This is a genomic window from Pantoea sp. DY-5 (assembly GCF_019795955.1).
GTDB lineage: Bacteria > Pseudomonadota > Gammaproteobacteria > Enterobacterales > Enterobacteriaceae > Pantoea > Pantoea leporis.
In genome coordinates this window covers 51535-70946 of sequence record NZ_JAIMIE010000001.1, presented here as the reverse complement: position 1 = coordinate 70946, position 19412 = coordinate 51535, and the positions used below count along the sequence as shown (strand labels likewise).

Annotated in this window: 24 protein-coding genes; 18 read left to right on the top strand and 6 right to left on the bottom strand. The window is 54.5% G+C overall.

What is annotated here, in order from left to right:
- Position 1: 1 nt before the first annotated feature.
- The gene (locus K5Y30_RS00375; RefSeq protein WP_101764035.1) at positions 2 to 241 is read left to right on the top strand and encodes a DinI-like family protein; all 240 of its coding nucleotides are present in this window, start codon (positions 2 to 4) and stop codon (positions 239 to 241) included.
- Positions 242 to 261: 20 nt separating this feature from the next.
- On the opposite strand, the gene K5Y30_RS00370 is transcribed toward K5Y30_RS00375, so the two are convergent.
- From K5Y30_RS00370 to K5Y30_RS00355, 4 genes are all read right to left on the bottom strand, one after another.
- Positions 262 to 528: a hypothetical protein gene (locus K5Y30_RS00370; RefSeq protein WP_110866413.1), complete on the bottom strand. Its 267-nt coding sequence runs from the start codon at positions 526 to 528 to the stop codon at positions 262 to 264.
- Positions 529 to 684: 156 nt separating this feature from the next.
- Positions 685 to 1152, bottom strand: a complete 468-nt coding sequence (locus K5Y30_RS00365) for a hypothetical protein (RefSeq protein ID WP_222182765.1) — start codon at positions 1150 to 1152, stop codon at positions 685 to 687.
- An 82-nt stretch (positions 1153 to 1234) separates the two neighbouring features.
- Positions 1235 to 1564, bottom strand: a complete 330-nt coding sequence (locus tag K5Y30_RS00360; protein ID WP_192233531.1) for a hypothetical protein — start codon at positions 1562 to 1564, stop codon at positions 1235 to 1237.
- Positions 1545 to 1934, bottom strand: coding sequence for a hypothetical protein (locus tag K5Y30_RS00355; RefSeq protein ID WP_110866415.1), 390 nt, complete (start codon positions 1932 to 1934; stop codon positions 1545 to 1547). The genes K5Y30_RS00360 and K5Y30_RS00355 overlap by 20 nt, the downstream gene beginning before the upstream one ends.
- Before the next feature lie 144 nt (positions 1935 to 2078).
- Here K5Y30_RS00355 and K5Y30_RS00350 point away from each other — a divergent pair, with 144 nt between their 5' ends.
- Both K5Y30_RS00350 and K5Y30_RS00345 read left to right on the top strand, forming a co-directional pair.
- Positions 2079 to 2726, top strand: coding sequence for a S24 family peptidase (locus tag K5Y30_RS00350; RefSeq protein WP_222210247.1), 648 nt, complete (start codon positions 2079 to 2081; stop codon positions 2724 to 2726).
- A 120-nt stretch (positions 2727 to 2846) separates the two neighbouring features.
- Positions 2847 to 4058, top strand: a complete 1212-nt coding sequence (locus K5Y30_RS00345; RefSeq protein WP_192411597.1) for a diguanylate phosphodiesterase — start codon at positions 2847 to 2849, stop codon at positions 4056 to 4058.
- Between the two features lie 31 nt (positions 4059 to 4089).
- Here the strand turns inward: K5Y30_RS00345 and K5Y30_RS00340 are convergent, their stop codons facing one another.
- Both K5Y30_RS00340 and fliE read right to left on the bottom strand, forming a co-directional pair.
- A complete protein-coding gene (locus tag K5Y30_RS00340; RefSeq protein ID WP_222210246.1) occupies positions 4090 to 4797 on the bottom strand; it encodes a YnfC family lipoprotein in 708 nt (235 codons plus the stop codon).
- A 128-nt stretch (positions 4798 to 4925) separates the two neighbouring features.
- Positions 4926 to 5237 (bottom strand): flagellar hook-basal body complex protein FliE, encoded by a 312-nt coding sequence (gene fliE, locus K5Y30_RS00335; protein ID WP_008105389.1) that lies wholly within the window; start codon positions 5235 to 5237, stop codon positions 4926 to 4928.
- Between the two features lie 258 nt (positions 5238 to 5495).
- On the opposite strand from fliE, the gene fliF reads away from it, so the two are divergent.
- From fliF to K5Y30_RS00260, 15 genes are all read left to right on the top strand, one after another.
- Positions 5496 to 7226, top strand: coding sequence for a flagellar basal-body MS-ring/collar protein FliF (fliF, locus tag K5Y30_RS00330; protein WP_222210245.1), 1731 nt, complete (start codon positions 5496 to 5498; stop codon positions 7224 to 7226).
- Positions 7223 to 8215 carry a flagellar motor switch protein FliG gene (gene fliG / locus K5Y30_RS00325; protein WP_101763955.1) on the top strand — a complete coding sequence of 331 codons (993 nt, stop codon included), beginning with the start codon at positions 7223 to 7225 and terminating at the stop codon, positions 8213 to 8215. Before fliF ends, fliG begins: the two co-directional genes overlap by 4 nt.
- Positions 8208 to 8909, top strand: coding sequence for a flagellar assembly protein FliH (gene fliH, locus K5Y30_RS00320; protein WP_137386041.1), 702 nt, complete (start codon positions 8208 to 8210; stop codon positions 8907 to 8909). The genes fliG and fliH overlap by 8 nt, the downstream gene beginning before the upstream one ends.
- The gene (gene fliI, locus K5Y30_RS00315; protein ID WP_008105395.1) at positions 8909 to 10273 is read left to right on the top strand and encodes a flagellar protein export ATPase FliI; all 1365 of its coding nucleotides are present in this window, start codon (positions 8909 to 8911) and stop codon (positions 10271 to 10273) included. The genes fliH and fliI overlap by 1 nt, the downstream gene beginning before the upstream one ends.
- A 19-nt stretch (positions 10274 to 10292) precedes the next feature.
- Positions 10293 to 10736 (top strand): flagellar export protein FliJ, encoded by a 444-nt coding sequence (gene fliJ, locus K5Y30_RS00310; RefSeq protein ID WP_064739112.1) that lies wholly within the window; start codon positions 10293 to 10295, stop codon positions 10734 to 10736.
- Complete coding sequence (locus K5Y30_RS00305; RefSeq protein WP_222210244.1) at positions 10733 to 11995, top strand: flagellar hook-length control protein FliK; 1263 nt, start codon at positions 10733 to 10735, stop codon at positions 11993 to 11995. Before fliJ ends, K5Y30_RS00305 begins: the two co-directional genes overlap by 4 nt.
- Positions 11996 to 12124: 129 nt before the next feature.
- Positions 12125 to 12610, top strand: coding sequence for a flagellar basal body-associated protein FliL (gene fliL, locus K5Y30_RS00300; protein ID WP_101763951.1), 486 nt, complete (start codon positions 12125 to 12127; stop codon positions 12608 to 12610).
- Between the two features lie 4 nt (positions 12611 to 12614).
- Entirely contained in the window at positions 12615 to 13622 is a 1008-nt protein-coding gene (gene fliM / locus K5Y30_RS00295) for a flagellar motor switch protein FliM (RefSeq protein WP_064739115.1), read from the top strand.
- Positions 13615 to 14025: a flagellar motor switch protein FliN gene (fliN, locus tag K5Y30_RS00290; RefSeq protein WP_008105402.1), complete on the top strand. Its 411-nt coding sequence runs from the start codon at positions 13615 to 13617 to the stop codon at positions 14023 to 14025. The genes fliM and fliN overlap by 8 nt, the downstream gene beginning before the upstream one ends.
- 2 nt (positions 14026 to 14027) lie before the next feature.
- A complete protein-coding gene (fliO, locus tag K5Y30_RS00285; RefSeq protein ID WP_222210243.1) occupies positions 14028 to 14423 on the top strand; it encodes a flagellar biosynthetic protein FliO in 396 nt (131 codons plus the stop codon).
- Positions 14423 to 15154, top strand: a complete 732-nt coding sequence (fliP, locus tag K5Y30_RS00280) for a flagellar type III secretion system pore protein FliP (protein WP_097097688.1) — start codon at positions 14423 to 14425, stop codon at positions 15152 to 15154. The genes fliO and fliP overlap by 1 nt, the downstream gene beginning before the upstream one ends.
- 40 nt (positions 15155 to 15194) lie before the next feature.
- The gene (fliQ, locus tag K5Y30_RS00275; RefSeq protein ID WP_008105408.1) at positions 15195 to 15464 is read left to right on the top strand and encodes a flagellar biosynthesis protein FliQ; all 270 of its coding nucleotides are present in this window, start codon (positions 15195 to 15197) and stop codon (positions 15462 to 15464) included.
- A complete protein-coding gene (gene fliR / locus K5Y30_RS00270) occupies positions 15464 to 16252 on the top strand; it encodes a flagellar biosynthetic protein FliR (RefSeq protein WP_101763949.1) in 789 nt (262 codons plus the stop codon). The genes fliQ and fliR overlap by 1 nt, the downstream gene beginning before the upstream one ends.
- A gap of 629 nt (positions 16253 to 16881) precedes the next feature.
- Positions 16882 to 17517, top strand: coding sequence for a transcriptional regulator RcsA (gene rcsA / locus K5Y30_RS00265; RefSeq protein ID WP_008105413.1), 636 nt, complete (start codon positions 16882 to 16884; stop codon positions 17515 to 17517).
- A gap of 142 nt (positions 17518 to 17659) precedes the next feature.
- Positions 17660 to 19363, top strand: coding sequence for a methyl-accepting chemotaxis protein (locus tag K5Y30_RS00260; protein ID WP_222210242.1), 1704 nt, complete (start codon positions 17660 to 17662; stop codon positions 19361 to 19363).
- The last annotated feature ends 49 nt before the right edge of the window (positions 19364 to 19412 follow it).

The window sequence follows — 19412 nt, the reverse complement described above, 5'->3', positions numbered from 1 at the left end:
GATGTTTGTGGAGTTGATTTACGATAAGCGTAACGTGGCCGGATTACCGGGTGCACGCGAGATGATTTTGCAGGAGTTGGAAAAGCGTGTACAGCGCGTCTTTCCCGATATTGAGGTGCGCGTCAAACCGATGGAGCGTAACGCGATAGATACTGATATGAGTAAGAACGATAAAGCAACAGTTGCGCGGATTGTTGAAGAGATGTTTGATGAGGCGGAAATGTGGCTGGTGGCCGATTAGGCCACCAGTACGCTAGGCGCTTAGCTTTCCTGCTCAGCATGGTTGATGGCGATTTCGAGATCCTGAATCGCCGCATCAATGTCATCCAGCAGCTTACCCTGTTTGTTCAGCAAGGTGTCGAAGCGTCCCGCGTATTCGGTGTCTTTGTACTCACCCGCATCAAACGCCAGCCAGTGGGCAGACAGCGTCTCAGTGTTGGTCTGCGCGTAGTGGCGCATCTCTTTAAGCTGGGAGGTGACATCACGCAAGTATTCAGTTTTGGTTTTTACAGTTTCTGTATCACTCATGCTATCTTCCTTTTCGCTTATTAAGACGATTTAAATAACGCTTGAATGATTAAAGGTAGTGCAAAATATCGAAGCTGCCTTAGGAATAATCGGAAGTGACTAAAACCTGTTTGTAAACAGGGGACATCCCGGTCCCCGATGCTGAGTCGTCAGGCATTACAGATACTTCCTCGCCAGATCAATCAGCTCATCCTTCGCGGCATCGCCCAGTTTGATTACGCCCTGCTCGACAAAACTAAACGCTCTGACGAAATCCTTCACCCCTTCTGAGAACGCCTGAGTTCCGTCGTGGCTCTGCGCCGTTGCGGCGGCTGACGGCGCATCGGCTGCAGCGGGAGCAGCGATGTCCGGTTCGTTGGGCGGCGCAACCTCGGCAGGCGCAGGCGTTGCCGCCTCAGGCGCGGCAGTGGCCGCCACCTGCGCGGGTGCAGCGGTTATCGCCTCGGGTGCCGTAGCCGATGCCGGCGCAACTTCAGGTGCTGCTTCTACGACTACAGCAGGCGTCGCTTCAGGTGCTACAGCGGTCGCCGGTGCAGCAACGGGCGTGGCGACTTCGTTGGCGAAATCTTCCGCTGGTGACGATGCGATGGTGCTGGTTGGATTGATGACAGTTTGATCGCTCATAATGCTCTCCTTCTTACTGAATAAAGATCGCAGTCGGGCAAGACGGGCTGCAATCCACGGGGTAATTCGCATGATGCCCTCCTTAACGCTTGGGTTGAGGTGGCGACTTATCTCCTTCTGCCGGTTTCCCTTTGTCAGCCGGATTGCTGACCGGGTGCTTCACGGTGCCATCGAGCTTGTTCTGCAGCGCCACCAGCTGGCTGGTAAGCTCCGCCACACGTGCTTCACGTCGTTCCGATATGGTTCGATATTGCTGTCGAATCTCTTCAACACGCTGATTGGCGCTGTTACTGACGAACAGGAATAGCACCGTCATCGCCACGCACATCAACGACAACATCAGCAAAAAGCCGCCGAAGAACAGTTGGCGCCGATGGTTTTTCACTACGTACTCACTGTTTATCTGCATCATCACGACTCTCCTCCAGAGTGGTAATCAGTTGGTTAACCTGGCTGCGAAACTTCTCGCTGTGCTCGGCTTCCGTGGTGGCCAGCAAAATGCTCAGGGCGTTTTTTATCAGCCGCAGATCGGTTTCCAGCGAAGAGATACGCCGCAGGTTTTTGTCATGTCGGATGCGCAATTCATCGTTTTCCTGGCGCATCAAGGCGTGACCCTCTTTGAGCAGCATCACCTGTTCTTTGTAACTGGTGATGATCTCCCCACCGGCACGATTGCTGGTGACGATAGCGGCGATACCCGCCATTAACGGTTTCCAGAACACAGCTGCTGCGCCGCCGCCGAGAAGCAACGCACCTACGCTGGTGACTAAACTACTTTCCATGCTTCACCTCTCACCCCTGGCAAGGGATGTGCCCCATAAGCACGCTGACCACCCTTGCCAGCTTCGCGGTCAACGCCTGAATTTAAGTTTACTTTAACTTATGAATTTAAGTATACTTAAGTAGTTCCTTCAGGAGATGTCAAGATGATGAAAAAAGAATCTTCCGGTGAGCGCATCCGGACACGACGTAAAGCACTACAATTGACGCAGCAGGCGCTGGCCAAAAGCATTGGGGTGTCGCATGTGGCTGTATCGCAGTGGGAAAAAGAGGAAACCGTACCGCGTGGCGAGAATTTGCTGCGGCTCGCGCAGTGGCTGCAATGCACCGCGGCATGGATTATCGACGGGGATGGCGAAGTGTTTGCCACCCACGCCAAAGCCGCACCGGTTGCGGCGGTGCCATTGATTAGCCTGGCGCAAGCGTCAGCGTGGTTGAGCGAGGAACGGTTGTTGCTCAAACAGCAGGCTGCGCATTTTCTCTATAGCGAGAGTCAGTTGGGCGATGGCGCGCTGGCGGTCACGATAGACGATCAGGCGATGCAGCCCGATTACCGGCCCGGTGACAAAGTGATCTTTGATCCTGACGTTCAGCCGCAGCCGGGCGATGTGGTGCTGGCGCTGATGGATGGCGTGGCACGAGTGCGGATTTATCGCCTGCAAACGCAACAGCAGGATGAGCAGATCTTCACATTGCGCGCGTTGAATGATGATTTTCCGCAGCTGCATTCGGCGGAATCGGCGCTAGAAATTATCGGCACGCTGATGGAGTTGCGACGTTACCGAAGCGGCTAGACGCTTCGCTTAAGCTGTTATAATAAAAAAAGTTTAGCCTGATCGCGGGAAGCTATGGACAGACCCCGCGGTAAGGCTGCTAATCTAGCTGCAAAATAATAAATTATCCGGACAATCTCGATGCTCACCACAATTATTTACCGCAGCCATCTGCACGATCACGTGCCAATCAAAACGCTCGAAGATATGGTTGCTAAAGCCAATAGCAAAAACAAAAACTTCGACGTTACTGGCATCCTGCTGTTCGACGGCCTGCACTTCTTCCAGCTGCTGGAAGGACCGCGCGAGTCCGTTCAGGGCATATACAAGCGTATTTGTCAGGACGCACGCCACCATAATCTGGTGGAGTTAATGCACGACTTCGCGCCTGAACGCCGTTTTGGCAAAGTCGGCATGGAGCTGTTCGATCTGCGCGAGCATGACAAAGACACTGTGCTGCAAGCAGTGCTGGATAAAGGCACCTCGCGTTATCAGCTCACCTACAAAGATCGCGCGCTGCAGTTTTTGCGTACCTTCGTGGTGGCGCGCGACAAAGAGAACTACTTCGAGATCCCGCCAGCTAATACCTGGGAATTTGTTCCGGATATTGAATGGCAGAACGATCTGGAGGGTATCGATCAGAGCCTGCAGGATTGCCGCTTTGCTTTTCAACCCATCATCGATCCCTTCGCGCGCCGCGTCACTTCGTTTGAAGCGCTGATCCGCACGCCAAACGGTGGCTCACCCGATGAGTATTTCTCCGCGTTTGGCGGCGAAGCGATTTATCACGCGGATATCAAATCGAAACGTCTGGCCTTTCGCGTGGCGAGCAAACTGGGGATTGGCGAGCATCGTCTGTCGATTAATCTGCTGCCGATGTCACTGGTGACGGTGCCAAACGCGGTGGAATTCCTGCTTACCGAGATCAACGCCAGCGGGCTGGTGCCGCAACAGGTGATCGTCGAAGTGACCGAAAATGAGATCATTTCGCGCTCTGATGAGTTTGCTGCCGAAGTGAGAAAGTTGAAAGCGGCAGGTATCAGCCTCGCGCTGGACGATTTTGGTGCCGGTTTTGCTGGCTTGTCGCTGTTATCAAAATTCCAGCCGGACAAAATCAAAATCGATCGCGAGCTGATCCGCGATGTGCACAAAAGCGGACCGAAGCAGGCGATCATGCACGCCATCATTAAGTGCTGCGCATCGCTGGAGATTGCGGTGATTGCCGAAGGTGTCGAGCAAGCTGAAGAGTGGATGTGGCTGGAAGCCGCAGGCATTAGCCAGTTCCAGGGTTTCCTGTTTGCTTATCCGCTGCTGAATGGATTCCCGGCTGTTGCATGGCCTGAGATTAAATAGTGTTGGTCGCCATGCATGGCGACCCCACCAATCAGTAATACGTTACCTCAATATTGCCATACTGCTTATCAATCACGTTGCCTGCCGCGTCAGCGGTAATAATGTCGCAATAATAGGGAATGTCGTTTTTATATTTGCAGACATTGCTGACGGTTTTAATTTGGTCATTACGCTTCACCGTGGTAACCACGTCAGAGATCTTTTTCTTATCTTCTGCTCGCACCGCGGTAGCACGCGACACTTCAGTTCCGGCCTGGGTAATACTCAAGACCGCCATTTCACCGGCGCTGTTATAGGCGAGGTGAAACGCTGCATCGGAGGCGGGCGATGAGATCTGCTCAACCAAACCCTGTTTGTTATAGGCAATATCCACGGTCATGCTCGGCGTGACTTTCTTCACCATGGTGCAGCTCTTATTCAGCGTCACCACCACGTCCTGACCGTTTTCACTGCCTTTTAATTCATTGCCGTCGCGCGTCACTTCAATCACTTCGCCGTCTTTACGCACCGATTTAACATGCGTTGGACAGCCGTTGCGGTCGAAATCGACATTCACTTCGAAGATCTGCTGGCCGTCGGCGGTAAACAGCGTTTGATGGGTCGTTTTGACTTTGCCGGGCAGCGCTTCGAATTGATACAGATAGGCAAAGTTTTTCATTTGCGGGTAGTAAGTCGCGTCATCCTTGTCACATCCCGTGAGCAGGACAATAGCGATTAAAAACAGCAGGGTTTTCTTCACGTGAGAATCCTCTTCTCAAAATAAGGCAGCGCGTTTGGCGGTGTACTCACTGTGATGCAGCAACCTTCCCGCCTGATATAACACCATTACCGCGCTGGACTATACCCGAAAGAAATACCCGAAAGAAACTAAACCTGCATGCTCATAATATCGGTATACGCCGACACCAGTTTGTTACGCACCTGCACGCCCATCTGCATGGAAATAGAGGATTTTTGCAGATCGACCATCACATCATTTAACTGGATGCCCGGTTTACCCATTTCGAAATCCTGTGCCTGAGCGCGAGCCGTTGTCTGGGTTTCGCTGATTTTGTCGAGTGCTGCTTTCATGGTGGCACTGAAATCGACCTGATTAGTGGACTCCGCTTGCTTACCGCTGGCCTGCAGAGACGTCATCTGCAGCTGCTGCAGCACACCCTCAATCGCCTGAATTGACATTGCCTGACCCCTATTAAAGAAGTGATTAAATTTTCACGATGAGAAAGTTAACACACTGTCAATAGGACAAAGGCGCTAAATGACCGCAAAAAACCCGGCTTATCCACCCATCGATGTCGCGGCTTTCAACAAATAATGCCTGCCATTAAGTGGAATTTAATTTTTCTCCTCTCCCGATTTTAGGGGAGAAGTCTTCAGGGAGTACGTTTTGTCACCACAACACCACACCCGATCAATAATGTCAGGCAGGAATCGGTCATGAATGCGAGTGCAGCCGCTACACAGGATACAGCTAAGAAAGGCTTCAATGACCTTCTCGCCCGCCTGCGCGCCAATCCGCGTATTCCCTTAATTATTGCTGCTGCTGCGGTTATCGCGGTGGTGTTTGCGTTGGTGCTGTGGGCAAAAGCGCCAGACTATCGCGTGCTTTATAACAACCTCTCCGATGAGGATGGTGGCGCGATCGTCACGCAGCTGACGCAAATGAACATCCCTTACCAGTTCGCCGATAACGGTGGAGCACTGATGGTGCCCGCCGATAAAGTGCATGAGCTGCGTCTGCGTCTGGCACAACAAGGCTTGCCGAAAGGCGGCAACGTCGGCTTCGAACTGATGGACAAAGAGAAGTTCGGGATCAGCCAGTTCAGCGAGCAGATCAACTATCAGCGTGCGCTGGAAGGTGAACTGTCGCGCACCATCGAAACGCTCGGTCCGGTGAAGAGCGTACGCGTGCATCTGGCAATGCCGAAACCGACCTTGTTCGTGCGTGAGCAGAAAGCCCCTTCCGCCTCGGTGACGCTGAACCTGCAGCCAGGCCGCGCATTAGATGAAGGCCAGATTCAGGCCATTCAGCATATGGTTTCCAGCAGCGTGGCCGGTTTACCGCCGGGCAACGTTACCGTTGTCGATCAGGCCGGTCGTCTATTGACCCGCTCCGATAGCGAAGGTCGCGACCTGAATGATGCGCAACTGAAATATGCGTCTGAAGTAGAAGCGCGCTTCCAGCAGCGCATCGAAGCGATCCTGAATCCGATTGTCGGTCAGGGCAATGTGCATGCGCAGGTGACGGCGCAGATCAACTTCGACCGCAGCGAGCAGACCGACGAGAAATATCAGCCGAACGCCAATCCGAGCAATACCGCCGTGCGTTCACGCCAGACCAGCAACTCTGAACAGAATGGCAGCCCGTATCCAGGCGGCGTGCCGGGTGCATTGTCGAATCAGCCTGCGCCAGCCAATACCGCGCCGGTGACCAATCCGCCAACGAATAACAACAATAATGCCAACGGCCAAAACGCCAACGCGCAAACCGCCAATGCGCAGAATAACGGCAGCACCACCAGCACCGCACAACCTACTGGCCCGAGCAGCTCAACGCGCAACGACACGGTGAACTACGAGCTGGACCGCACCATTCGTCATACCAAACTGAACGTCGGCGATGTGCAGCGCCTGTCGGTTGCCGTGGTGGTGAACTACCGCGACGCCGGTAAAGGCAAAGCGGTGGCGCTTAACGAGCAGCAGATCAAGCAAATTGAAGATTTAACCCGTGAAGCGATGGGCTATTCACAAACCCGTGGCGACAGCGTCAACGTGGTGAACTCTCAGTTCAACATGACCGAGCCAAGCGGTGGCGACCTGCCATTCTGGCAGCAGCAATCGTTCTTCGATCAGCTGATGACTGCCGGTCGCTGGCTGCTGGTGGCGTTGGTTGGCTTCATCCTCTATCGCAAGCTGGTACGTCCACAGCTGGTGCGTAAGAAAGAGCAGGAGAAGGCAGCGGCTGAAGCGCTGGCGGCACGCTCTGCGGCCATGGAAGAAGAAGAAGCCTTTAACGTTCAGCTCAGCAAAGACGAGCTGGATCAGGAGCGTAAATCTACTAACCGCATGAGCGCCGAGGTGATGAGCCAGCGTATCCGCGACATGTCTGAAAACGATCCGCGCGTCGTCGCGCTGGTTATCCGCGAATGGATGAGTAAAGAACTATGAGTCTGACCGGTACAGAAAAAAGCGCCATTCTGATGATGACCATCGGCGAAGAGCGCGCGGCGGAGGTGTTCAAACACCTTAACCAGCGTGAGGTTCAGCATCTGAGTGGTGCTATGGCCAACATGCGCCAGGTTTCACACAAACAGCTGACCGAAGTGCTGCGCGAGTTCGAAGCCGATGCCGAACAGTTTGCGGCGCTGAGCCTCAACTCCAACGATTATCTGCGTTCGGTGCTGATCAAAGCGTTGGGCGAGGAGCGAGCTTCAAGTCTGCTGGAAGATATTCTCGAGAAAAACGAGACCACCAGCGGCATGGAAACGCTCAACTTCATGGAGCCACAGGCGGCCGCCGACCTTATTCGCGACGAGCATCCGCAGATTATCGCCACCATCCTTGTCCACCTCAAACGTGGCCAGGCGGCGGATATTCTGGCGCTGTTCGACGAGCGTCTGCGTCACGATGTGATGCTGCGTATCGCCACCTTCGGCGGTGTCCAGCCGGCGGCGCTGGCGGAACTGACCGAAGTACTGAATGGCCTGCTCGACGGCACCAACCTCAAGCGCGCGAAGATGGGCGGCGTGAGAACCGCAGCAGAAATTATCAACCTGATGAAAACCCAGCAGGAAGAAGCGGTTATCGAAGCCGTACGCGACTTCGATGGCGAGCTGGCACAGAAGATCATCGACGAGATGTTCCTGTTCGAAAACCTGGTGGAAGTGGACGACCGCAGCATCCAGCGTCTGTTGCAGGAAGTGGAATCCGAACAGTTGCTGGTGGCACTGAAAGGTGCCGAACAGCCGCTGCGCGAGAAGTTCCTCAAAAACATGTCCGCCCGTGCGGCCGATATCCTGCGCGACGATCTGGCCAACCGTGGTCCGGTACGTATGTCGGCGGTGGAGAACGAGCAGAAGGCCATTCTTCTGGTGGTGCGCCGCCTAGCAGAATCCGGCGAGATGGTGATTGGTGGTGGCGAGGAAACCTATGTCTGATGCCTTTTCCGCCCGCGCGTGGCAGCGCTGGCAGCCTGATGATTTAGGCAGCCCGTTCGGTGCCGAACCGGAACCTCAGTTAGAGGAGCCGGAGATCGATGTCGAACTGAGCGCCGAAGCGGAACAGCAGCAACAGCTGGAACGCATGCAGCAGCAGATGCGCAAAGATGCGCAGACGCAAGGCTACAGCGAAGGCTATCAGAAAGGTTTCGCCGAAGCGCAACAGAACGGTTATGACGCCGGTTTCCAGCAAGGCTTAGCCGATGCGCAGCAGCAGCAAGCGCCGCTGCAGGCACGTATGCAGCAGCTGGTGACCGAGTTCCATCACACGCTCGAAGCACTCGACAGCGTAATCGCTTCACGTCTGATGCAGCTGGCGCTGGAAGCCGCGCGCACGGTGATTGGCCAGGCCACGCAGGTTGACGGCACCGCCCTGCTGCGTCAAATCCAGCAGCTGATTCAGCAGGAACCGATGTTCAGCGGCAAACCGCAGCTGCGCGTCCATCCGGACGATCTGCAGCGCATCGAGCAGACGCTGGGTCCCACGCTCGATCTGCACGGCTGGCGCTTACTGGCCGACAGCACGCTGCATCCTGGCGGCTGTAAGCTTAGCGCCGAAGATGGCGACCTTGATGCGAGCGTGGCAACACGCTGGCAGGAGCTGTGCCGCCTGGCCGCTCCGGGGACACTGTAATGACCTCCTCACGCCTTTCACGCTGGCTCGGCGCGCTCGACGCCTTCGAAGAACGCATTTCGCAGGTACAAACCGTGCGTCGCTACGGTCGCCTGACGCGCGCCACTGGCTTAGTGCTGGAAGCTACCGGCCTGCAACTGCCGCTCGGTGCCACCTGCATTATTGAACGTACCGATGGCAGCAAGATCACTGAAGTTGAAAGTGAAGTGGTCGGCTTCAACGGCCAGAAACTGTTGATGATGCCGCTGGAAGAAGTGGACGGCATTTTGCCAGGCGCACGCGTGTATGCGCGCGTCAGTGGCGACAGCGGGCACAGCGGCAAACAGATGCTGCTGGGCCCGGAACTGCTGGGTCGCGTGCTGGACGGCAGCGGCAAACCGCTGGATGGTTTGCCCGCGCCGGAAACCGGCTATCGCGCCCCGCTGATCACAGCACCGTTTAACCCGCTGCAACGTACGCCGATTGAAGATGTGCTGGATACCGGCGTGCGCGCCATCAACGCCCTGCTCACCGTGGGTCGCGGTCAACGTATGGGCCTGTTCGCCGGTTCCGGCGTTGGTAAAAGCGTGCTGCTCGGCATGATGGCGCGTTACACCAAAGCCGACGTGATCGTGGTGGGTTTGATTGGCGAACGTGGTCGTGAAGTTAAAGAGTTCATTGAAAACATTCTCGGTGCCGAAGGCCGCGCGCGTTCGGTGGTGATCGCCGCGCCGGCGGATGTCTCGCCGCTGCTGCGTATGCAGGGCGCCGCCTACGCCACGCGTATCGCCGAAGATTTCCGCGATCGCGGTCAGCACGTGCTGCTGATTATGGATTCCCTCACCCGCTACGCCATGGCGCAACGTGAAATCGCACTGGCCATCGGTGAGCCGCCGGCGACCAAAGGTTATCCGCCTTCGGTGTTCGCCAAACTGCCGGCGCTGGTGGAACGCGCCGGTAACGGCACGCACGGCGGCGGTTCAATCACCGCCTTTTATACCGTGCTGACCGAAGGCGACGATCAGCAAGACCCGATTGCCGACTCGGCGCGTGCCATTCTCGACGGCCACATCGTGCTGTCGCGCCGTCTGGCGGAAGCCGGCCACTATCCGGCGATTGATATCGAAGCGTCAATCAGCCGCGCCATGACCTCATTAATTGATGAGACACACTACGCGCGCGTGCGTCAGTTCAAACAGTTGCTCTCCAGCTTCCAGCGTAACCGCGATCTGGTGAGTGTGGGTGCGTATGCCGCAGGCAGCGATCCGATGCTGGACCGCGCCATCAAGCTCTATCCCGAGATGGAAGCCTTCCTGCATCAGGGCATTTTCGAACGCAGCGACTATGACGATGCCTGTTTGCATCTGCAGGCGATGTTCGGTTAACGCCAAACGAGGTTAAGTGATGAAAACGGCCAGTGCGATCAACAAGCTGCGCGATATGGCGGAGCAGGAACTGGAGAGTGCGGTGATTCACCTTGGCGATATGCGCCGGGGTGTGCAGCAGGCCGACGAACAACTCAGCATGCTGCTGGATTATCAGGATGAGTATCGCAACAAGCTCAATCAGGATATGTCCGGCGGCATCGCCAGCACGCGCTGGACCAATTATCACCAGTTTATTCAGACGCTGGAAAAAGCCATCGAACAGCATCGCCAACAGCTTTCCCAGTGGAATCAGCGCCTCGACAGCGCGCTGAGCAACTGGCGTGAAAAGCATAAGCGGCTCAATGCTTATCAAACGCTGATTACGCGCGCTGAGGAAAACGCATTACGACAAGAAAACCGTCTCGATCAGAAACGGATGGATGAATTTGCCCAACGGGCCGCATTGAGGAAAGGCGAATGATTACGCTGCCAACAGTTGCTACGCAAACCTCGGTTTTGGGAGACGCTGACACTTCAGTTTCATCAGATGTTTTGCAGGGCGCGGAGTCGCTGCCGCAGGGATTTATTACTGAGCTCGGCAACCGCTTGCTGACGCTGGTAAAGCAACAAGCTGTTAACACGCAATCGACTGATCTGACAGCAGAAGTTGATGAAAAAGACGTCAGTAAGGCTTCGCTAAGCGCGTTATTACAGGCGCTGGAGAAACCCGATGCGTTAAACGCACTTTTACAGCCGGAAAACACTAAAGCCACGCTGAAATCAGCCGATGATAAAGACAAGAGTGAGGCAAGTTCGTTAACTGCCAGCGACTTACAGAATGTGCAGGCGTTATTCGCCATGTTGCCGGTGGCGGTAGAGAACCGCACCAGCCCAACCAGCGTAAGTAGCAACGCAGGCGAAGGGAAAACCGACACTCGCGCTTCGCTTAATACCGCACTGTTAAGGGGTTCCCTGGACGGTGCAGTAAAAGAAGAACACGCGCAGCAGGATGGCGCACAGAAGAAATCCAGCGATGCTGTAACGCTCTTAACGCAAACGGCCAGCAGCACGCAGAGCAGCAGCGTCAGCACCACCACCAGTAACAGCAGCGGGTTGACGCTGGATGAGAGTTTTAAGCAGGTGCTGAATGCGCTGAGTAAGCCGGAAGCGCGCGCCGCCGCGCAGAGCAGTGATGACCCGGTGACGCCATTCACCAGCGCACCGCTCAGCGCCACCAGCTCGTTGGTAAGCAGCACCGCTTCGACCAGCACCACGCCGTCGACGCCCATGCTGAATGCGCAGCTCGGCAGCAGCGAGTGGCAGCAGGCGCTGAGTCAGCAGATTGTGATGTTTAGCCGCAACGGGCAGCAGAACGCCGAGTTGCGTCTACATCCGCAGGATCTGGGCGCTATCCAGATCAGCCTGACCCTTGATAAGGATCAGGCACAGTTAAATATGGTTTCCAGCCACAGCCAAGTGAGGGCCGCGCTGGAAGCGGCTCTTCCTCAGCTGCGTAGCGCATTGGCGGAGAGCGGAATAAACCTGGGACAGAGTAACGTCAGCAGCGACGCCTTCGCACAGGGCCAGAGTTATCAGGGCCAGCAGGAAGGACGTCGTGACGGACAGCACGGCAGCTTTACCCTCTCCCAGGACAGTGACAACGAGATAACGCCTATTGCCGTCCCGGCAGCCCTTCAAGCGCGCGCGGCCGGTAACGGCGCTGTCGATATCTTTGCCTGATAGCCGCTAAACGCTGAAGGTAAGCGTAAAACCCGCGTCTTTTCTTCCCATTGTTTGACTTAAGACGCGGGATAATCTGTCCAGGTAAGCCGAGAGGCTTGCCCATAATTCACAGGAAGTAACTGCAAGATGTCTGATAACGCGAAAGCTAAAGGCCGCAAACGTTCACTACTACTACCGGTGTTACTGATTGTAACGCTGGCCGCTTGCAGCGTGGCAGGCTATGCAGTCTGGCGAATGATGAATAAACACGAAGGCAGCCAACCGGACGCGGCGAAAGTCGAGCCACCGGCTGCTCCCGTATTTTTTGCAATGGATACGTTTACAGTAAACCTGGTCAATCCTGACAACGATCCCGACCGTGTGCTGTACGTGGGGTTCACCCTGCGTCTGCCCGATGAGGATACCCGTCGTCGGTTGAACGATTACCTGCCGGAAGTGCGCAGCCGTCTGCTGTTACTGCTTTCGCGTCAAAGCGCGACGGCACTGGCCACAGAGCAAGGCAAACAGGCCCTGGTTGAGCAGATCAAACAGGTGCTGGCGCCGCCGCTGGTAAAAGGTCAACCGGCTCAGGTTGTCAATGACGTGCTGTTTACCGCCTTCATTTTGAGGTGATTTAATGGGCGATAGCATTCTCTCCCAGGCTGAGATTGACGCGCTGCTTAATGGCGACAGTGACAGTGCGGAAGTAGAGAACAGTTCCAAAGGGACCGATGGCGACATCCGTCCCTATGATCCCAATACTCAGCGCCGCGTAGTCCGTGAGCGTCTGCAGGCGCTGGAGATCATCAACGAGCGCTTTGCCCGTCATTTCCGTATGGCGCTGTTTAACCTGCTGCGCCGTAGCCCCGATATTAGTGTGGGTGCGATCAAGATTCAGCCGTACCACGAGTTCGCCCGCAACCTGCCGGTGCCAACCAACCTGAACCTGATCCACCTGAAGCCGCTGCGCGGCACGGCGCTGGTGGTGTTTTCACCGAGCCTGGTTTTTATTGCTGTCGATAACCTGTTTGGCGGCGACGGTCGTTTCCCGACCAAAGTTGAAGGACGTGAATTTACCCATACCGAACAGCGCGTGATTCGCCGCATGCTGAAGCTGGCGCTGGATGGCTACAGCGATGCGTGGAAAGCGATTTATCCGCTGGAAGTAGAGTATGTGCGTTCCGAGATGCAGGTGAAGTTCACCAACATCACCACTTCACCGAATGACATCGTGGTGAACACGCCGTTCCAGGTGGAGATTGGAAACCTGGTCGGTGAATTCAATATCTGTATTCCGTTTTCGATGATTGAGCCGCTGCGCGAGCTGCTGGTCAATCCCCCACTGGAAAACTCACGCCGGGAAGATAATCACTGGCGCGACAATCTGGTGAAACAGGTGCAGCACTCGGAGCTGGAGCTGATTGCCCATTTCGCCGAAACATCGCTGCGCCTGTCACGTATTTTGCAGCTGAAACCCGGTGACGTCCTGCCCATTGAGAAGCCGGACCGCATCATCGCTCACGTCGATAGCGTGCCGGTGCTGACCAGCCAATACGGCACCATCAATGGCCAGTACGCGCTGCGTGTAGAACATTTGATTAACCCGATTTTGAATTCGCTGAACGAGGAACAGCCCGATGAGTGACAGCAAGAAACCGTCCGACGACGACATCTCCGCGGACGATCTGTGGGCTGCAGCTATGAACGAACAAACCACCACCAGCGCGCCAGATCCAACTGAAAATGTGTTCAAGTCGCTGGAAAATCCTGGCATCAGCGGCTCGCTGCAGGATATCGATCTGATCATGGATATCCCGGTCAAACTGACCGTGGAACTGGGTCGCACCAAAATGACCATTAAAGAGCTGCTGCGCTTGACGCAGGGTTCGGTGGTGGCGCTGGATGGGCTGGCCGGGGAACCGCTGGATATTCTGATCAACGGTTATCTGATCGCGCAGGGTGAAGTGGTGGTGGTGAACGACAAATATGGCGTGCGCATCACCGACATCATTACCCCGTCTGAACGTATGCGTCGTCTGAGCCGTTAAGCATGTTAAAACACACGCAAGCCGAACAACCGGTACCCAGCCAGCCGGTGGTCTCAACCGGTTCGGTGATTGGCCAGGTCAGCAGCGTGCTGGCAGTGATTGTTCTGCTGATTCTCGGCTGCGGCTGGCTGGCAAAACGCCTTGGCTTTGCACCGAAAATGGTGACCGGCCAGGCGCTGAAAGTCAGCGCGACGGTACAGGTTGGTCAGCGTGAGCGTGTGGTGATTGTTGATACCGCCGATGCGCGTCTGGTGTTGGGCGTGACCGCCCAGCAGATCACCCATCTGCATTCGTTACCGCCGCTGCCGCCGGAAGAACGGGCAAATCACAGCGCTGCGCCACAGGATTTTCGTCAGCTGTTCCAGAACCTGGTTAAACGTCCCGGAAAACCACAATGATGCGTCGATTACTTCCTCTCTTGCCGCTGCTGTTGCTGGCACCGGTTGCCCATGCGCAGCTGCCAGGCTTAATCAGCCAGCCGCTGGCGAACGGTGGCCAGAGCTGGTCGCTGCCGGTACAGACGCTGGTGTTCATCACCTCGCTGACCTTTATTCCGGCGGTGCTGCTGATGATGACCAGCTTCACGCGCATCATTATTGTGTTTGGTTTGCTGCGTAACGCCCTCGGCACGCCGTCGGCGCCGCCAAACCAGGTGCTGCTCGGCCTTGCGCTGTTTCTGACCTTCTTTATCATGGCGCCGACCTTCGACAAGATTTACTCCGACGCCTATGTGCCGTTCAGCCAGGACAAAATCAGCATGGCGGACGCGATTGATAAAGGTGCCCAGCCGCTGCGTGAATTTATGCTGCGTCAAACGCGCGAAGCCGATTTAGCGCTGTTTGCCCGTCTGGCTAACACCGCACCGATTCAGGGTCCGGAAGCGGTTCCGATGCGTATTCTGCTGCCGGCGTATGTCACCAGTGAACTGAAAACCGCCTTCCAGATTGGTTTCACCGTGTTCATTCCGTTCCTGATCATCGATCTGGTGGTCGCCAGCGTACTGATGGCGCTGGGGATGATGATGGTGCCGCCGGCGACCATTTCCCTGCCGTTCAAGCTGATGCTGTTCGTGTTGGTGGATGGCTGGCAGCTGCTGGTGGGTTCACTGGCGCAAAGTTTCTACTCTTGAGTGGCGTTCGCCCTCACCTTTCTTTCTCGAGGAGTGCAGCATGACACCTGAATCAGTGATGGTTATGGGCCAGGAAGCGATGCGCGTCGCCCTGCTGATGGCCGCGCCGATGTTGCTGGTGGCGTTAATCAGCGGGTTGATCATCAGCGTGCTGCAAGCCGCGACCCAGATTAACGAACAAACGCTCTCCTTTATCCCCAAAATTCTGGCCGTTGCCGCTACGGCGGTAATCGCTGGTCCGTGGATGCTTAATCTGATGCTGGATTACATTCGCACGCTGTTTAGCAATCTGCCGTACATTATTGGCTAATGATTAACCTCGACAGCAGCCAGCTGATTCATTGGGTCGCACAATTCTTCTGGCCGATGGTGCGTTTACTGGCGCTGTTCGCCAGCGCGCCGGTGCTGAGCGAAAAATCGATTCCCAAACGCGTCAAGATTGGCCTCGCGGTATTGACCACCTGGATCATCCTGCCGGTACTGCCGCCGGTGGAGGCGACCCTGTTTACACCCGCGGGATTTTGGTTGCTACTGCAACAGCTGCTGATTGGCGTGAGCATCGGCCTGACCATGCAGTTCGCCTTTGCGGCGGTGCGTATGGCGGGGGAAGTGATTGGTTTACAGATGGGGTTGTCCTTCGCCACCTTCTTCGATCCGGGTAGCCGCCTGAACATGCCGGTGCTGGCTCGTTTTCTCGATATGCTAGCCATGCTGCTGTTTCTTACCTTCAACGGACATCTGTGGCTGATTTCACTGCTGGTGGACAGTTTTCATACGTTGCCAATCAGCGATCAGCCGCTCAACGCCAATGCTTTTATGGCGTTGGTGAAATCCGCGGGATTAATTTTCCTTAATGGCATGATGTTAGCGCTGCCCTTAATAGTTCTGCTCCTCACGCTAAACATGGCACTAGGTTTGTTAAACCGTGTTTCACCACAACTCTCTATTTTCGCGGTTGGCTTCCCGATTACCTTAACGGTGGGCATCCTCAGCGTAGGGTTGATGATGCCGCTGCTTGCTCCCTTCTGCGAACATCTGTTTAGCGAAGTCTTTGATTTACTCGCCCAGTTTGTGTCAGAACTTTCCCGCGCCCGTTGATTAACTATTCTGTAGACGCCCTTAAGTAATAGTTAAGCATTCAAAATCTGTTAGTGCATTTTCTGAACCATATTTCTCAGAAATCAACTGAGGAAATTCTGATAAGTGCGCATTTTTGGTGAAAATTATTCTTATTAAACCGCGCTTCGCGTATTTTAGTCAGACGATTCCTAAGGGGTTAAACCTGCTGAATCGGTTGATTAAATGCTCAAAGGGCTGTTTTTAAACAAAAAAAATTTCACAGCGATTTTTCTTGTCTAAATCCCTTTTTTCCGGCATTGTCAACGCTCGCTGAAGCGTCATACTTTCGCCACACAAATGTTTTTAAGATTTGTCCTATCAGATTTGTCTGTGATCTGCGCGATAGTGACAGGGCTCTCAAAACAGAGCGAATAAAACACTTAATGCAAATCCTTAGCCATTCCCACTATGGCTGAGATGAGAGTGACGTGGATGTACTATAAAAAAAACTTCGCAGCACGGTTCAGGGAAGAGTCATGATGGCGCATGGACAACTATCGCCAATCTGCTGAGCAGAATAAAAAAGTGTCTTTGGAAATTTCTCTCGTACCGCAAACGCGTATTCATCGTTGATTTAAACGGATAACAAATTGGTGAGGGTCGCTATAATGCCAACGATTATTATGGATTCATGTAATTACACACGCCTGGGTTTGTCTGACTATATGTCTGCGAAAGGAGTTAAAAAGAAAAATATTACTCCTGTCTCGGATATCGACCAATTGCAACAAAGATGTGAGCAAATTAAGCCGGGCGTTGTGTTTATCAACGAAGAGTGCTTTATTCACGAATCTGATTCCAGCGATCGTATTCGTGCTATTATCATGCAGCATCCTGATACCTTATTCTTTATTTTCATGGCGATCTCGAATATCCATTTTGAGGAATACCTCTACGTTCGTAAGAACCTGATTATTACATCAAAATCGATAAAAACTTCGACGTTGGATTCGTTATTAGGCACCTATTTGCAAAAGAAACTCAACGCTTCGCCGCGTATTTCTGCCGGGCTCGACGTGCATCCACTGACATTAAGTCAGACTGAATCAAATATGCTGAAAATGTGGATGTCAGGTCATGATACCATTCAGATATCTGAGAACATGCAAATTAAAGCCAAAACCGTATCGTCACATAAAGGTAATATTAAACGTAAAATTAAAACCCATAATAAGCAGGTTATTTATCATGTCGTTCGTTTGACTGATAATGTCACCTCAGGGATTTATGTTAACGTGCGATAATTACCTACAGTGAATAAAAGGGCTGATCATCTGATTGGCCCTTTTCACGTTTTGAGAGTTTGATCCCACTTTCCTACCTAATCCTTTCTCCCTGCCTGCCGATGCTTATTCTCATAACACCTACCTACATGAGAGCAAGGATATGAAAACAGCATCGATTGATGAGCAATATAAGCTCAGCATCTGGCAGAACCTGCGCCTGATGCCTTTGTTCAGTATGATCTTTGGTGGCATTCTGCTGCTTTTTGCCCTGTGCATTGGACTCGCCAGCTACTTTTTGATTCAGAGTAATAATTCCCTAAACGATGCCACCGAAGAAATTCAAATTCGTATGGGCATCTCTAACAGTTCTAACCATCTGCGTACTGCGCGACTCAACGTGCTGCAATCCGGTGCCGCCGCGCGTATTGGTGAAATGGATGGTTATCGTGCCGATTTAGCGCGCACCGAGACGCGTATTAAACAAGCGCGCGAAGGTTTTAAACTCTATATGGATCGCAAGGCGAAAACGCCGGCGGATATTGCCCTCGATGAACCGCTGACCGCCAGCTTCAATGCCTATATTGATAAAGGTCTCAAGCCAATGATTGAATCGGCTAAACAGGGCAGCTTCGAAGGCATTGTGGCGCAGGAAACTGACGTCACGCGCAAACTGGATGATGCCTACAACGCCGTGCTGCTGAAGGCGATTAAAATCCGTACTGACCGCGCCGAAGCGATTAATGCCGAAGCCGCGCATCAATCACGCATTGGCTTTATTGCTATGGCGGTGGCGTTTGCTGCCGCCTTGCTGCTGGTGCTGCTGACCTTCGTGTTCCTGCGTCGCGTGGTGATCACCCCGCTACGTCAGTCCGTCGATCGCATTGAGCGTATCGCGCAAGGCGATCTCACCGCGCCGGAACAAGCCTATGGCCGCAGCGAGATTGGTAGCTTGCTGCATAACCTGCAGCTAATGCAGGCCTCGCTGGTGCGTACCGTTGGTACGGTGCGAGAAGGCGCGGTAGCGATTTATCAGGGTTCCAGCGAGATTTCCGCCGGTAACACCGATCTCTCATCGCGTACTGAAGAGCAGGCCTCCGCGCTGGAGCAAACCGCCGCAAGCATGGAGCAGCTCACCGCCACGGTGAAACAGAACGCCGAGAACGCCCATCACGCCAGCCAGCTGGCCGCCGATGCCTCAGGCAAAGCGCGCAGCGGTGGCGATCTGGTGAGCGGCGTGGTGCAAACCATGAACAATATTTCTGGCAGCTCGAAAAAGATTGCCGAGATCACCAACGTCATCAACAGTATCGCCTTCCAGACCAATATTCTGGCGCTGAATGCCGCGGTAGAAGCGGCACGTGCCGGTGAGCAAGGCCGTGGTTTTGCCGTGGTGGCCAGCGAAGTGCGTAACCTGGCGCAACGCAGTGCGCAGGCGGCGAAAGAGATTGAAACGCTGATTGCTGAATCGGTGGGGTTGATCACCAACGGTTCACGCCAGGTCGGTGAAGCCGGTAATACCATGGGCGAGATTGTTGAAGCGGTGCGGCGCGTGACGGACATTATGGCGGAGATTGCCGCCGCGTCGGATGAGCAGAGCCGTGGCATCCAGCAGGTGAGCCTGGCGGTGACCGAGATGGATAACGTGACGCAGCAGAACGCCTCGCTGGTTGAGGAAGCCTCTTCGGCAGCGGCTTCGCTGGAAGATCAGGCCGGCAGATTGACGCAGGCGGTGGCGGTGTTCCGTTTGAATGACGCGCCGGTGGCGCACGTGGCTAAAGCGGCGCAGTCTGCGTTGCGTACGCCAAATCTGGCGCCGCGTCCGGCATTGGCGACATCGGGGAATGATAATTGGGAGAAGTTTTAAGCGTTGAATTTGCAGAGGTCGCCATGAATGGCGACCCTACGTTGTAGGG